General features: G+C 56.8%; 11 protein-coding genes, 1 tRNA gene and 1 riboswitch. Of the genes, 3 read left to right on the top strand and 9 right to left on the bottom strand.

Features of this window, described 5'->3' with window-relative positions; all coding sequences use genetic code 11:
- Positions 1–97: 97 nt before the first annotated feature.
- The 8 genes from greA to eno all read right to left on the bottom strand — a co-directional run bounded on the left by greA (position 98) and on the right by eno (position 6985).
- Positions 98–580 carry a transcription elongation factor GreA gene (greA, locus tag OZX70_RS03515; protein WP_277181845.1) on the bottom strand — a complete coding sequence of 161 codons (483 nt, stop codon included), beginning with the start codon at positions 578–580 and terminating at the stop codon, positions 98–100.
- A gap of 117 nt (positions 581–697) precedes the next feature.
- On the bottom strand, positions 698–1105 hold the full coding sequence (locus OZX70_RS03510; protein ID WP_277181844.1) for an FKBP-type peptidyl-prolyl cis-trans isomerase: 408 nt from the start codon (positions 1103–1105) through the stop codon (positions 698–700).
- A gap of 134 nt (positions 1106–1239) precedes the next feature.
- A complete protein-coding gene (locus tag OZX70_RS03505) occupies positions 1240–2703 on the bottom strand; it encodes an L-serine ammonia-lyase (RefSeq protein WP_277181842.1) in 1464 nt (487 codons plus the stop codon).
- Between the two features lie 88 nt (positions 2704–2791).
- Positions 2792–2872, bottom strand: a tRNA-Leu gene (locus OZX70_RS03500).
- A gap of 101 nt (positions 2873–2973) precedes the next feature.
- Positions 2974–3987, bottom strand: a complete 1014-nt coding sequence (locus tag OZX70_RS03495) for a Ppx/GppA family phosphatase (protein ID WP_277181841.1) — start codon at positions 3985–3987, stop codon at positions 2974–2976.
- A 133-nt stretch (positions 3988–4120) separates the two neighbouring features.
- A complete protein-coding gene (locus tag OZX70_RS03490) occupies positions 4121–4642 on the bottom strand; it encodes a DUF501 domain-containing protein (RefSeq protein ID WP_277182090.1) in 522 nt (173 codons plus the stop codon).
- 292 nt (positions 4643–4934) lie between these two features.
- Positions 4935–5594 (bottom strand): septum formation initiator family protein, encoded by a 660-nt coding sequence (locus OZX70_RS03485; RefSeq protein WP_277182089.1) that lies wholly within the window; start codon positions 5592–5594, stop codon positions 4935–4937.
- A 95-nt stretch (positions 5595–5689) separates the two neighbouring features.
- Positions 5690–6985, bottom strand: coding sequence for a phosphopyruvate hydratase (gene eno / locus OZX70_RS03480; protein ID WP_277181840.1), 1296 nt, complete (start codon positions 6983–6985; stop codon positions 5690–5692).
- A gap of 207 nt (positions 6986–7192) precedes the next feature.
- A riboswitch (TPP riboswitch) is annotated at positions 7193–7331 on the top strand.
- A gap of 163 nt (positions 7332–7494) precedes the next feature.
- Here eno and OZX70_RS03475 point away from each other — a divergent pair.
- From OZX70_RS03475 to OZX70_RS03465, 3 genes are all read left to right on the top strand, one after another.
- Complete coding sequence (locus OZX70_RS03475; RefSeq protein ID WP_277182088.1) at positions 7495–8232, top strand: ABC transporter permease; 738 nt, start codon at positions 7495–7497, stop codon at positions 8230–8232.
- 109 nt (positions 8233–8341) lie between these two features.
- Positions 8342–9367, top strand: a complete 1026-nt coding sequence (locus OZX70_RS03470; RefSeq protein WP_277181839.1) for an NrtA/SsuA/CpmA family ABC transporter substrate-binding protein — start codon at positions 8342–8344, stop codon at positions 9365–9367.
- A gap of 8 nt (positions 9368–9375) precedes the next feature.
- A complete protein-coding gene (locus tag OZX70_RS03465; protein WP_277181838.1) occupies positions 9376–10110 on the top strand; it encodes an ABC transporter ATP-binding protein in 735 nt (244 codons plus the stop codon).
- A 110-nt stretch (positions 10111–10220) separates the two neighbouring features.
- Here the strand turns inward: OZX70_RS03465 and mfd are convergent, their stop codons facing one another.
- Positions 10221–13739, bottom strand: coding sequence for a transcription-repair coupling factor (mfd, locus tag OZX70_RS03460; protein ID WP_277182087.1), 3519 nt, complete (start codon positions 13737–13739; stop codon positions 10221–10223).
- Between the last annotated feature and the right edge of the window lie 131 nt (positions 13740–13870).

The following is a 13870-nucleotide window of genomic DNA, read 5'->3' as shown; positions in this document are numbered from 1 at the left end:
CGACGTAAGCAAAAGGGCCCGAACCCATAATCACACGGATTCAGACCCTTTTCGTATTTGTCATACGTCAGTAAAAACTGGCAGACAAAAGACGTCCTTACTTCATCGGCTTGGAATCAATAATCTTCACCTTGATCTCGCGGCCGTTCGGGGCCTTGTACGAGACCTCATTACCTTTCTTGGCACCCATGATGGCGGCACCAATAGGCGATTCCGGGCTGATGACATCGTAATCGGTGGCCACGGCGATATCGCGTGAGCCGAGCACGTACTTCATTTCCTTGCCCGCAAGTTCGAGTGTGACCAAAGAACCATTGCCGACCTTGCCTGCCGGCGGCGCCTTCAGAATCTTCGTGTTGCGCAATTTCACGATGAGCTCGTTGATGCGTCCCTCGTTCTTGCCCTGCTCCTCACGTGCGGCCTGATAGCCGCCGTTTTCGCTCAAGTCTCCTTCGGCGCGGGCCGTGGCGATGCGCTGGGTGATCTCATCACGATAATCGCCCTGACGGTAGGCCAGCTCCTTCTGAAGCTTGTCATAGGCCTCCTGCGTAAGCAGAATGGTCTTTTCTTCCTCTGCCATGATTCTTCCTTGCCTTTTTATCGGTTTGTTTTAGGTACTGCATTCAGCGGGTACGGCACTGTGCAAAACAAATATGACCGGCACTCAGGCCGGTCAATCGTATTGGATTTCCGTGCCTCAGCGCGTGGAGATGATGTCGATGACAAACACCAGCGTATCATCACCACCGATTCCGGCCTGCGGCATTCCCTGCCTGCCATAGCCGTATTCCGGCGGAATCGAGACCACCAGACGCGAGCCGACGTTGTGTCCGGGAACCGTGCGGTCCCAGCCTTTGATGACCTGGCCGACGCCGATGCCGAAGCTTGCCGGCTGATGACGGTCGAAACTGGAATCGAATGGTTCGTCCTTGCCCCAGACGACCCCGTGGTAGTTCACGGTGACATTGTCGCCGGAACGGACCATCGGGCCGTTGCCTTCGACCAGTTCGACGGCCTTAAGACCGGCGGGTGCAGAAGTGTCAGGGAACTTGATAACCGGATTCGCACCGAACTCGGCATTTACCTCGGGCATATTCGTAGCCATACGTAGGCCTCCTTGTTATTTTACAATGTCATTAGATTAGCACTGCCGCACCCCTAGGCGCTTATTGCGCTTAAAGTGCACAGAATCTGCGAGAGAGGATTGTCCGTTTCCGGGCAGGTGGAAGCCGGGCCCTGTCAGCATTCCACGACGTTGACGGCCAGTCCGCCTTCCGATGTCTCCTTGTACTTCGACATCATGTCGGCACCGGTGTCCTTCATGGTCTTGATGACCTGATCGAGGCTGACCATGTGCTGCCCGTTGCCGAGAAGTGCCATACGCACCGCATTGATCGCGGTGTTGGCAGCCATGGCGTTGCGTTCGATGCAGGGAATCTGGACCAAGCCGGCCACCGGGTCGCAGGTCAGGCCCAGATGGTGTTCCATGGCCACCTCCGCGGCGTTCTCGACCTGCCGTGGCGTGCCCTGCATGACCTCACAGAGCCCGGCCGCCGCCATCGAAGCGGCGGAACCGACCTCGCCCTGGCACCCCACTTCGGCACCGGAAATGGAGGCGTTGCGCTTGAAGAGATAACCGACGGCTCCTGCAGCCAAAAGGAAGCGGATGACGCCTTCCTCATTGGCGGAACCGGCGAAATGCCAATAGTATTCAAGCACCGCCGGAATGATGCCTGCCGATCCGTTGGTCGGCGCGGTGACGATACGGCCGCCGCCGGCGTTTTCCTCGTTGACCGCGAGCGCGAAAAGATCGACCCAAGTGCATTCCGAGGTCTCCAGCACGGCGGCCGGCCGACGTACGTTATGGGAGAGAATATCGGCATTGCCGGAAAGCTCGCGATAAATCTTCGGCGCCCGACGCGGTACGTCAAGGCCTCCGGGCAATGTCTTCTGTGTCGACATGCAGCCGTTTTTGACACAGTCGTCCATGTGATGCCAGACGTTGAGCAACGCTTCTTTGATAGCCTTGGGCGTTCGGGTGGACGTCTCGTTGGCCCATACGATTTCGGAAATGCTTTTGCCTTCACGTTTGCAGATTTCGAGCAGTTCATTGCCGCTAGTGAAAGGATAAGGCGCTTCAGGAGGAAAATCATTGCTGCTGTCCGCACTCGCCTCTTCGGCGAACGTCGTTCCTTTGGGCGCCTTCTCGTGGATACCAATCAACAGATCGTCGGCATGGCCCTGACGCACGAACCCACCCCCGATCGAATACCAGACCTGCTCGTCTATTTTTTGGCCTTTATCATCAAAAGCCTCGAAACGCATGCCGTTGGGATGGGCTGCCAGCATCTTCCATTTTTGGAAGATGACGTCCTTGTTGTAATCGAAGCCGATACTGTGCCTGCCGCCGAGATTGAGCTTCCCCGTATTCTCGCATTCCTCACGGATGTTGAGCAGGTGATCGGTGTTGACCGTGGCCGGCACGTTGCCTTCGAGCCCCGCCATCGTGGCGCGGTCGGTGCCGTGACCAAGGCCCGTCATGGACAATGAACCGTAAAGCGTGCTTTTCACGCGGCTGACACGCCCCAGCAAATCACGGTTTTCCAACGATTCCACAAAATTTGAAGCGGCGATCATCGGGCCGACGGTATGCGAGGAACTAGGACCCACGCCGATTTTGAACATGTCAAGAATAGAAAACATAGATAATATTTTAACGGCATTGCGTGTTGAGCATATTTCTTCTGAGCGGAAATAGGGAAATGCCGCGTTTTGAAGTCGAATCTAAAAGTACTCCCGGTGGGACTCGAACCCACAAGCCAATGGCGGCTGATTTTAAGTCAGCTGCGTCTACCAATTCCGCCACGGGAGCACATCGGCAAATGCCGACAACTTGAAATTATGCCACATCGCCTCTACCGTAAGGAAAGCGTCAGCAAAAAGGGAACGCGGCATATTAACACCTAATGAAACTCAGCCTTTCAGCATTCTCATGCCGTAATCGAGGACAATGCCGTCGAGAAGACCGTGATCGCTGGAAATGAAGGAATCAATCGGCGTGCCATGGTCACGTTGTGCAGCCTCGGAAACCTTTGCAAGCACACGGTTCCAAATCAACGCTCCCCCGCCGACCACGTCGATACGGCCGGGATGGATGGTCTTGTAGGTGGCGCGTTCGGCACGGGTCATGTTGAGGAAGCGGTCGTCAACCTCGAAAATATCCTTATACGATACCCGCACACCGTCGACGGCACGGTGGTCGTATTTCTTCAGGCCCAGCACGAGCGCGGTCATTGTGGTCACCGTTCCCGAAACGCCGATAATAGTGTGGGTTTTGCCGGCAGGTACGTGCTCAAATGCCTCGTCGATATGCCGGTCGATATCCTGGCTTGCTTCGGCGATTTCGGTTTCCATCGGCGGGTCGGTGCGCAAGTGACGTTCCGTCATACGTACCGAACCGATATTCATCGAAAACGCGGACTGCACGCTCGTGGCAGGCGCGGACTTACCGTCGCCGCCCATCACCATTTCGGTGGAGCCTCCGCCAAGGTCGACCACCAGATACGGTGCCTCAAGCCCCTTTCGCGGCACGCTGCCCGTGGCCCCCAGGAAGCTCAGTGCGGCTTCTTCCGTTCCCGGAATCACTTCGGGCCGAACGCCCAGAATCGACTCAATTCCGTCTTCGAATTCCTTGCGGTTCTGGGCATCTCGCGTCGCCGAAGTAGCCACAAAACGCAATCCATCAGCCGGGTGTTCCTTCAAGATTTTTGCAAAATCCCTGGCAGCGGCATACGCACGTTCAAGCGCATCGTCGGCGAAACGATGGGTCTTGTCGACGTCCTGACCGAGCCTGATGACTTGCAGCACTCGGGGCACGACGTCCTCAACGCTCCCGTCGGCAAACACCTTGGAAATTTTGAGACGTATGGAGTTGGTGCCGCAATCGATTCCGGCAACAGTCACAAAATCCTTGGTTTCGTCTCTCATTTCAGCACCATCCACTTTTCGTATCATCTTGTTTTGTTGCTTTAGACATTATCCGTCAGACGCAACATTGCAGGGAATCCTAATCCCGACCGAACACCATGCCATGCCGCGACACGCATGAAACTGCAGGACATCAGTCCAGTTCAACGGTACAACGGCAGACGTTCGGGTCGAACTCGTCGACGATACGTTCCAGCACCATGTCGCCTATGGGGTTTGCTCCCCTGCCCATCACCAACGTCTGCGCCACGAGTGCGTGCAGGCATTTGACGCGTACGGGCATGCCGCCGGCGCTCGTGCCCGCGATATGCTCCTCACTGTCGCCAAGGCGAATCGCTAGCTCATGCCGGAAGGCAAGATAAAGCCGGTGCGCACGCTCGTACTCTGCGCGAATCGTCTCGTCATGCTGAACCAGATCGGTATAGTGCTGCATCGAGCCGTCCGCTTCAACACGCGAAACAGCCTTAGTTGCCTCTGGACTGGTCAAATAGCAGGTTGTGGGGAACGGAGTGCCGTCAGGCAATACGGGCCGCGTCACCACGGCCAGCGGCCTGCCACACACGCAACGAGCCCCCACGGCGACCATACCGCGCGGGAAACGCCCAAGTTGCTTCTTTACCAAGACGACATCGTCATTGCTGGCCTTGTCGTCCATCACGCGGTCCACCAGATTCCTGGCTTGCGCATTGAGGGCGGCTTCGTCAATCTGAATCGAATCCGATACGTTTTCATCGCCCGCAGCAGATTGCTGCTCGACGTTCATTGAGTTAGGATTCAATGATTTCGAGAATTGGGGTTGTTCTTTTTGCACGCTGTTCCTTGTCGGGTATCGTTCTGTCTCGTTTGTATAAAAATTATCAGTATTCGACATATCTATCACATGTCTATATATCTTGTGTTCAAACCCTTATCGAACGTGATGCCAGCATAGATTACGTCGAAATCGTTCATTTCTTGCCGCTACCACTACTCTGAGAACCGGCACTCGCCTTCTGGCCGGCCTTGTTCTGCGGATTTGCAGCATTCTTTTTATCGTTGTTGTTGCCTGACTGATTGGTGTTGCCGTTTGCATTTTGCGTCCCGTCAGCATCAGGGTCGGTATCGGTTTGCCCGCCCACGGCCTTGGGTGTCGTGACCTCACCGGTCTTGCTCTTTTTCAGCGGTTCGTCGGCCTTCTTGAAACCATAGGCAAGTTCGCGGTACCAAGGCAGAGCCGGTTTGTCAGAGCTGACCTCGTTCTGATCGGTGTCGTCTGATTTGGGTTTGACACCGGTGACTGCTTCGGGATGTTCGACGTGGATAGCCTGCTCGCCGGGGAAGACGAACCCAAGCCGATCACGTGCCTGCGCGGTGACATAGGCGTTGTCGTTCCAACGAGAAATATCGTTTTCGAGATTCTGTTTTTGCGCCACCAATGCGGCTTCCTGCCGTTTCAGCCCGTTGAGCTCGGCAAGATTCAAGGCGTAGCTGTGGAATGTGGCGACCAGTTGGATGGCACCCAACGCCACGATGAACAAGGCAATGAAGAACGCCATCGGGCCGGAGCCGCGGCGACGGCTCTGCTTCTTGCCGTTCTCCGTTTTGCTTTTGTTCTTCGTAGTGCCCATAAGACATAAAATACCCGTCACATTCGACTCCTAAGAATGAATGTGACGGGCAAAGCTCACAGCACAACAGCACTGCGGATGGCTTCAACTAGAAGTTACTTGATGTACTTCTTGCAGGCCTTGAAGGCGGAATAGCCGGCGTACTCGGCGGTGGAGCCAAGCTCTTCCTCGATCTCGAGCAGGCGGTTGTACTTCGCGATGCGCTCGCCACGGGCAGGAGCACCGGTCTTGATCTGACGAGTGTTCTTGGCGACGGCAAGGTCGGCGATGGTGGTGTCTGGAGTCTCGCCGGAACGGTGGGAGACCATGGAGGTGAAGCCGTTGGCCGTGGCGAGCTCGATGGCGTCGAGCGTCTCGGTGACGGTGCCGATCTGGTTGAGCTTGACGAGCAGGCTGTTCGCGGCGTGCAGATCGATGCCCTTCTGCAGGCGCTTCGGGTTGGTCACGAGCAGGTCGTCACCGACGAACTGGAGCTTGTCGCCCATCTCGGCGGTGATCTTCTGCCATGCAGGCCAATCTTCTTCGGCGAACGGATCCTCGATGGAGACCAGAGGATACTTGGAGACAAGCTCCTTGTAGTAGTTCAGCATGTAGTCGGCATCGCGGTCGGCGCCGTCGAAGTGATAGGTGTTGGTGTCCTTGTTGTAGAACTCGGAGGACGCCACGTCGAGGCACAGACCGATCTGGCGGCCGGGCTCATAACCGGCGGCCTCGATGGCCTGCATGATGTACTTGAGGGAATCCTCGTTGGTCTTCATCTTCGGAGCGAAGCCGCCTTCGTCGCCAAGACCGGTATCGTGGCCGTCCTTCTTCAGGATGCCCTTGAGGGTGTGATAGACCTCGACACCGGCGCGCAGCGCGTCGCTGTAGGTCTCGAAGCCGTAGGGGGAGATCATGTATTCCTGAATGTCGGTGGCGAAATCAGCGTGCGCACCGCCGTTCATGATGTTCATGTTCGGAACCGGCAGGATGTGGCCGTTGGTGCCGCCGATGTAGCGGTAGAGCGGCAGTTCGGCGGATTCCGCGGCGGCATAGAGGGCCGCGAGCGAAACGCCGAGGATGGCGTTGGCGCCGAGCTTACCCTTGTTGGGGGTGCCGTCGAGCTCGATCATGGTCTCGTCAAGAGCGCGCTGGTCGGTGGCGTCCATGCCGATGACCTTGGGCGCGATGGTCTCATTGACGGCCTTAACCGCTTCGAGAACACCCTTGCCGTTGTAACGGGACTTATCGCCATCGCGACGCTCCCAAGCCTCAGCCTCACCGGTCGAAGCGCCAGAAGGAACCAGGCCGATGCCTTCGGCACCATCAACGGTGTCGAGAACTACCTTGACGGTCGGGTTTCCACGGGAATCGAGAATTTCGCTGGCATATACGCTTTCAATTGCTGCCACAATTACTCCTTAAAGATGGACTTTCACTAACAGTTCCAAGATTAATGTCTTTGATGGACGTAAACCAGCGAAATCGGCTATTTTATGTGAACGTTAACATAGAGTGTGCGCACAAATTTGTCGTACCTTCCGGATTGCCGGCAACCTTTCCGGTCATTGCCCTATTGAGCAATCCACCCCTCGATGTCCAGCTCAAGAGTTCTAATACTCTTTGACATGGGGTGCCCAAGCCAAGTGTTTGAAAAAGCTGGCGTGCAAAACACAAAAGCGAACCGGCCGGGCTGAGATCATACTCATCGAACCTGATGTAGGTAATGCTATCGAAGGGATGTCCGATGCACAACGGTATTGTGCGTCCGAAAAGCCATTCGGCAACTTCATCATCAGCATCTTCAACCTCGTCGGGCATGCGGCATATCGCCGGCATCCTCGATGGCGCTGAAGCCATGTCCTCCAAACAGGGCACAGGCGCGAACCTGCGGCCACGAGGAGGCATAAAGCTGCTGCAGATGATCGGTCCATGGCTTTCCACGGTCGTTTTATGTCTCTGGTGGTTTTTCGCCACCTTGTCTCCCGCCGAATCTCGGCCGCTGCCCTCTCCTATCGAGGTCATCAAGTCGTGCGGCGATCTGAACGCCGAAGGCCTGCTCTTCCCATCGATCGGCATCAGTCTTGCCCGTGTCCTGCTGGGTCTCGGGCTGGGCATCGTCATTGCCGTGCCTGTCGCCGTGATCGCCGGAGCTTCGACCATTGGCTTCGACCTCGTCGACAAACCGGTGCATATGTTGCGTGCCATACCGTTCCCGGCGCTTTCGCCTCTGCTCATCATCATGCTGGGCATCGATGAATCTATGAAGATCGCGCTAATCGCCATCGGCGTGTTCGGGCTGATCTACGTCAATGTGCGCGACGGTATCCGTAATCTTGACCCCAAGCTCATCGAGCTGGCCAAAGCGTATCGGCTGCCCAAGCCCTTGGTACTACGTCGGATTCTTTTCCGGGGAGCCCTTCCGAGTTTTATGACCGGTCTGCGCTTCGCCATCACCGTGGCGTGGATCGCGCTGGTCACCTGTGAGACGGTGAACTCCTCAGTGGGCATCGGCTATATCCTCTCCCGTGCCCAGCAGTTCTCTCGTACCGATCAGATGGTGCTGTGCATCGTACTTTACGCCATCTTCGGGCTGGGAAGCGAAGCCATAGTCGGCTTGCTGCAACATGCGCTTACCCCGTGGAACCACAAGCACTGAATCCGTGAGGCTATCCGCATCGTCACTTGTCCCCGTTCGACTGCCTACGTTCAAAACCGCCAATATTTTGACCTATGAACTCAACATCATTCAAGAAGAAGGAAGTATCATGAAAACAAATCACCTCATCTCGGCCTCATACGCAGAGCAACATAGCACAATACGTCGCATATGCGCAGCGACCTGCACGCTTGCTGCGGTTGTGGCAATGGCAGCTTGCGGAACCTCCTCAGGTACCTCGAATGCATCGGGCTCCGCCAAATCCGAAGGCACCATTCGGATCGCCTATCTTTCAACGGCGAACTACCTGACCACCATACACAACGAACCATTCGTCAGCGAGACGATGAAGCCCTACCAAGCCAAGTTCATGGGACCATTCAACCCGCCAGATACGGCACGTAAAACCATTCTGGCAGGCCGGGCCGAAGCCACCAGTACCGGCACCGGAGCTTTCATCAGCCTTATTGATCAAAAGCAGCCCTGGGTCGCCTTCGCCATCGAATACTATGACGGCGATTCCCAAGGCATCGTGGCCGCCCCGAACTCGAAAGTCACCACCCTCAAAGACCTCTACGGCAAGCGCATCGGTATCGACAAAAAAGGCGCAACCGGCGACTACGTGGTCAATGCCGCGTTCCACCACGCCGGACTCGATCCCAAACAAGTCACCGAAGTCGAACTGAGCCAGACCGATTTCGCCGCGGCATTCACCTCCGGAAAAATCGACGCGCTGGCGACGTACGACCAGAACCTCGCCACAGCCATGGCCACACCCGGCGCCCGGCTCATCACCAACGGAAAACACTATGATTCGAAGAACGTGAGCATACATATGGTCTCCAAGAAATTCGCCGACGCACACCCGCAAATCGTCAAGAAACTCTACCAGACACTGGTCAAGGAATCCGATAAGGCGCAGAAAAACCCGGAATTCATTTATCAGACCTACAAAAAATTCGGTGCATCGGACACCATCATCAAGCAGGTGAGAAAATTCGACATACCGAAAATCCTGCCGGTGGATGCCAAAGGCAAGCAAATGCTTGATGACATCGCACAGCAATACGTCGATTTCGGCTTCATCAAGACCAAGCCGAACCTCGACGCCCATGTGCTCGACTGCACGAAGTGAGCCAGGACATGCCGCAACAAGCTTCACAACAATCCAGCGACCTTCCTCTGCTTGATTTGGAGCACATCGGCCTGTCGTTCGCAGACAGGCCGGTGCTCCGCGACATCAACGCCACAGTAGGCACAGGTGAGTTCGTCTCGCTGATCGGCCGTTCAGGCTGCGGCAAATCGACCTTGCTGCGTATCGTCGCCGGGCTTCTCACCCCACTGTGCGGCAGGATGGAAGCCACGGACTCGTTCGCTCTTGCCTTTCAGGATGCCAGGCTGATACCTTGGATGAGGCTGTGGGACAATGTGACGTTGGGGTTGTCAGGCTCGAAAAACGAACGAAGAGACATCGCACAGAATGCCTTGAAACAAGTACAACTTGACGATCATATCGATTCCTGGCCATCGTCCCTTTCCGGAGGACAGGCACAGCGCGCATCGCTGGCTCGAGTCTTGGTGCGCAATCCGAAACTCCTGCTGCTCGATGAGCCGTTCGGCGCTCTCGATTCACTCACGCGCTTGGACATGCAGAATCTATTGGCCGCATTGTGCGCCAGGCATCAATGGGGCGTGCTGATGGTCACCCATGATATCGCCGAAGCCACGCGCCTCTCCGATCGGGTGCTGGTACTTTCCGATGGTGAGATTTCCGATGACATCCATATCGATCGCCATGACCTGGATAGTGAGGGACGGCCTCAAGACCATACCCAGATTGAGGACGACCTGCGCGGGATGCTATACGGGAAAGCGTGACTTACCGACTGTTTGGCAAACGGTGATTTCGACTCCGATACCTCCGAAATCGCCTATATACCACACAACATTTTTTATCCGTTTTACTGTATTGCCAATGATGCCTGGCCTTAGCGCGAACCTCCGTGCCACGCCAGATCTTCAAGCAGTTGGTCGGTCCAGCCCATTACCTCGGGGCTGGTCATCGGCTTGCCGCCAAGCGTTTCGCCGAAGGGTGCGGGGATGAGCAACGTATGAGTGACCGGACGGTATTGCGAGCCCTTGTAGATACGCGAGAGCCGCATTTGCAACGATTCCGGCGGGTCAATCTTGGCGATGCGCACACGGTTGCCTTGGGTGACGATTTCGCTGATGCCGAGCGCACGAGCCTTGCTGCGAAGTCTGGCGACGTCGAACAGCGTGTCGAATTCCTCCGGCAACGGGCCGTAACGGTCGGTAAGTTCCTCTCGCAGCTCGGTGAGATCATCTTCAGTGCGCGCGCTGGCCAACTTGCGGTAGGCTTCGAGGCGAAGCTTATCCGAATCGATGTAATCGACCGGAATCGAAGCCTCGATGGGTAGGTCGATGGTGACGGCGACGGATTCTCTACGTTCCGGCTCCTTGTATTTCTCGACGGCATCGGAAACCATACGCACGTACAGGTCGAAGCCGACGCCCTCGATATGGCCGCTCTGCTCACCGCCCAGAAGGTTGCCGGTTCCGCGCAGTTCAAGATCCTTCATCGCCACGTCGAAACCGCTTCCGAGCGCCGTGTTCTGCGCGATGGTGGCCAGACGGTCGTGTGACTGCTGGGTCATCGGCTTACTCGGGTCGTAAAGGAAGTAAGCGTATGCACGTTCGCGGCCACGGCCCACACGGCCTCGCAGCTGATGGAGCTGACTTAAGCCGAAACGGTCGGCGTGATCGACAATCAGCGTGTTGGCGTTGGTGATATCAAGACCGGTTTCGATGATCGTGGTGCATACCAGCACGTCGATGTCACGATGCCAGAAGTCCTGGATGATGTTGTCGAGCTGTTTCTCCCCCATCTTGCCGTGGGCGATGCCGATTTTCGCCTCGGGCACCAGATCGTGGATCTTGGCTGCCACCTTGTCGATGTCGTTGACACGGTTATGGACGTAGAAGACCTGACCACCGCGCAAGAGCTCACGACGAATAGCGGCGGTGACCTGAGCATCCTCGTAGGCGCCGACGTAGGTGAGCACCGGCAAACGGTCCTCAGGCGGCGTGGCCAGCGTCGACATCTCGCGGATGCCGGTGACGGCCATTTCCAGCGTTCTTGGGATTGGTGTGGCGGAAAGCGAGAGCACGTCTATGTTGGTACGCAGGGCCTTGAGGGTCTCCTTATGTTCGACGCCGAAACGCTGCTCCTCGTCGATGATCAGAAGGCCCAGATCCTTGAACTTGATTTTCGGATTCAAGAGCTTGTGGGTGCCGATAACGACATCGACCTTGCCGGATTCGAGACCCTTCAGCGTCTCGTCGATCTCCTTTTTGGTCTGGAACCGGCTCATCGCTGCGACATCCACCGGAAAACCCTCGTAGCGTTCGGTGAACGTCTCGTAGTGTTGCTGCACCAGAAGCGTGGTCGGTGCCAGAATGGCCACCTGTTTGCCGTCTTGGACGGCCTTGAACGCAGCACGCACGGCGATTTCCGTCTTACCGAAGCCGACGTCGCCGCAGATCAGGCGATCCATCGGCACGGGCTTTTCCATGTCGGCCTTGACCTCGTCGATGGTGGTGAGCTGATCGGCCGTCTCCTGATACGGGAAGGAATCCTCCAGCTCCTTTTGCCAGGGGGTGTCGGGACTGAACGCGAAGCCCTTGGCCTGCTGCCGAGCGGAGTAGAGCTTGACCAAGTCGTCGGCAATCTCGTGGACATGTTTGCGCGCCTTGGCCTTAGTCTGGGCCCAGTCGGAGCCGCCGAGCTTGTTGAGTTTGGGCTTGTCAGCACCGATGTATTTGGAGACCTGATCGAGCTGGTCGGTGGGGATGAAAAGCTTGTCCGGTGGCGCGTTGCGTTTGGACGGAGCATATTCGATGACCAGGTATTCGCGGGTGGCACGGTTCGCGCCGACACCGGTAGTGCGCTGGCGCATCTCGACAAACCGGCCGATGCCGTGCTGTTCGTGGACGATGTAATCGCCGGCTTTGAGCTCCATCAAGTCAATAGCCTTATGACGGCGACGGTGGGTCTTCTGCTGGGCGACGGCGCTGGTCTTACCGGTCAGGTCACGTTCGGTAAGCAACGCGAATTTAGCGGCGGAATCGATGAAACCATCCATGGCCTGGGAGCGCACGGTATCGAAACGTGTCACACCTGTTTGGCCGAGCGCGCGCTTCAAACGTGACAACGTGCCGTTGGCAGCGGCCGTAATGGTTACCTCAAAACCGTCGTCAATAAGCCCTTCGACGCCTGTCTTGGCACGCTTTTCGTCACCGCGATACTCTTCGGGAACCGACGCATCGAGCTGGACGTGACCAGCCATGGTCTTGTCGATGCCGAAACTGGTGAGCCGCCACACTTCATGGTTGGAAAATTCCAGCGAACGAATCGTCTCGTCGAAATCGAGGAAACTCGCCTGATCGAAGCTGATAGGCGCACCTGCCCCGTGACCGCTGGCGGCCACATGCCAGCTGGCGGCGAGGAATTCGTTGGCTGTTTTGGCGAGGTCGGCGGCGGCGCGGCGCAGCTTTTCAGGGTCGGAAAGCATGATGACCGCATCCTTGGGCAGCATTGTGGCCACCGGTTGCATATCGTCAATCAGCGCAGGAATCAGGGATTCCATGCCTTCCACCGGGATGGAGTCAGCGATGGATTGCAGCATGTCGTCGGCATTGGGTATCCGGCCGATCAACGACTTGGCACGGGCACGCACCTTGTCGGTGAGCTGTAGCTCGCGGCACGGCGTAGCCCAGACAACATCGATGCCATCACCGTAGGTGCGCTGATCGGAGGCGTGAAATTCCTTGATGGTGTCGATTTCATCGCCGAAGAATTCGATACGCACCGGGTGCGGTAGGGTCGGTGGGAACACGTCGACGATTCCGCCACGCACCGCGAATTCGCCGCGGTTGACGACCAGATCGACGCGGGTATAGGCGTTTTCGACCAATCGTGCGGAAACCTCGTCCAGTGGAATCTCCCTGCCGACCTTGAACACCAACGGCTCCACGTCGCCCAAACCGGACACCACCGGCTGAATCAGCGAGCGTACCGGCATGACGAGAATGCGAATCGGGCCGAACATTTCGCTGCCATCTTTCGGATGACAGAGCTTACGGAAGACGGCCATGCGGCTAGCCACGGTGTCGGCACGCGGCGAAAGGCGTTCGTGCGGCAGCGTTTCCCAAGCCTCGAGTTGGCTTACTTCGCCAAGATCTCCCCCGTACCACGAACGGATGGAATTGACGGTCTCCTCGGCCTCACGGCTCGAAGACACGACCATCACCACGGAGGAATATTGTGCACGCGCGGCCGCAATCGCCGGCCTGATACCCTCAGGAGCGCCGACAGTCAGCGCCTGATCGGCCGCACCAACCGGAGCTTCGATCTCACCGGCCAGCAGGTCCCGGAATGCTTCGTCATCGTCAAGACGCGGCAGAAATCGGGCAAGCGAACCGGACATATCATGGGCTTGCGGCTCCTGTTTCGTGTTTTGACCCGATTTTTTCACCGGTTTGGTTGTTGAATTTGATGAAGACGTTTCTGCTTTATCCTTGCTGTTACTGATATTATGTTTCGATACTTTTGCGAAAC

The sequence above is a fragment of the Bifidobacterium sp. ESL0732 genome (assembly GCF_029395535.1).
In the GTDB taxonomy this organism is placed as follows: domain Bacteria; phylum Actinomycetota; class Actinomycetes; order Actinomycetales; family Bifidobacteriaceae; genus Bifidobacterium.
Note: the sequence above shows the minus strand (reverse complement) of the source record. Positions and strands in the feature narration are given on the sequence as shown.

What these genes read in the sequence shown, in the direction of transcription:
- OZX70_RS03470 (WP_277181839.1), top strand. Translation starts at nt 8,342, where the DNA reads ATGAAAACAAATCACCTCATCTCGGCCTCATACGCAGAGCAACATAGC.
- OZX70_RS03510 (WP_277181844.1), bottom strand. Translation starts at nt 1,105, where the DNA reads ATGGCTACGAATATGCCCGAGGTAAATGCCGAGTTCGGTGCGAATCCG.
- greA (WP_277181845.1), bottom strand. Translation starts at nt 580, where the DNA reads ATGGCAGAGGAAGAAAAGACCATTCTGCTTACGCAGGAGGCCTATGAC.
- OZX70_RS03465 (WP_277181838.1), top strand. Translation starts at nt 9,376, where the DNA reads ATGCCGCAACAAGCTTCACAACAATCCAGCGACCTTCCTCTGCTTGAT.
- OZX70_RS03475 (WP_277182088.1), top strand. Translation starts at nt 7,495, where the DNA reads ATGATCGGTCCATGGCTTTCCACGGTCGTTTTATGTCTCTGGTGGTTT.
- OZX70_RS03490 (WP_277182090.1), bottom strand. Translation starts at nt 4,642, where the DNA reads ATGGACGACAAGGCCAGCAATGACGATGTCGTCTTGGTAAAGAAGCAA.
- OZX70_RS03495 (WP_277181841.1), bottom strand. Translation starts at nt 3,987, where the DNA reads ATGAGAGACGAAACCAAGGATTTTGTGACTGTTGCCGGAATCGATTGC.
- mfd (WP_277182087.1), bottom strand. Translation starts at nt 13,739, where the DNA reads ATGTCCGGTTCGCTTGCCCGATTTCTGCCGCGTCTTGACGATGACGAA.
- OZX70_RS03485 (WP_277182089.1), bottom strand. Translation starts at nt 5,594, where the DNA reads ATGGGCACTACGAAGAACAAAAGCAAAACGGAGAACGGCAAGAAGCAG.
- OZX70_RS03505 (WP_277181842.1), bottom strand. Translation starts at nt 2,703, where the DNA reads ATGTTTTCTATTCTTGACATGTTCAAAATCGGCGTGGGTCCTAGTTCC.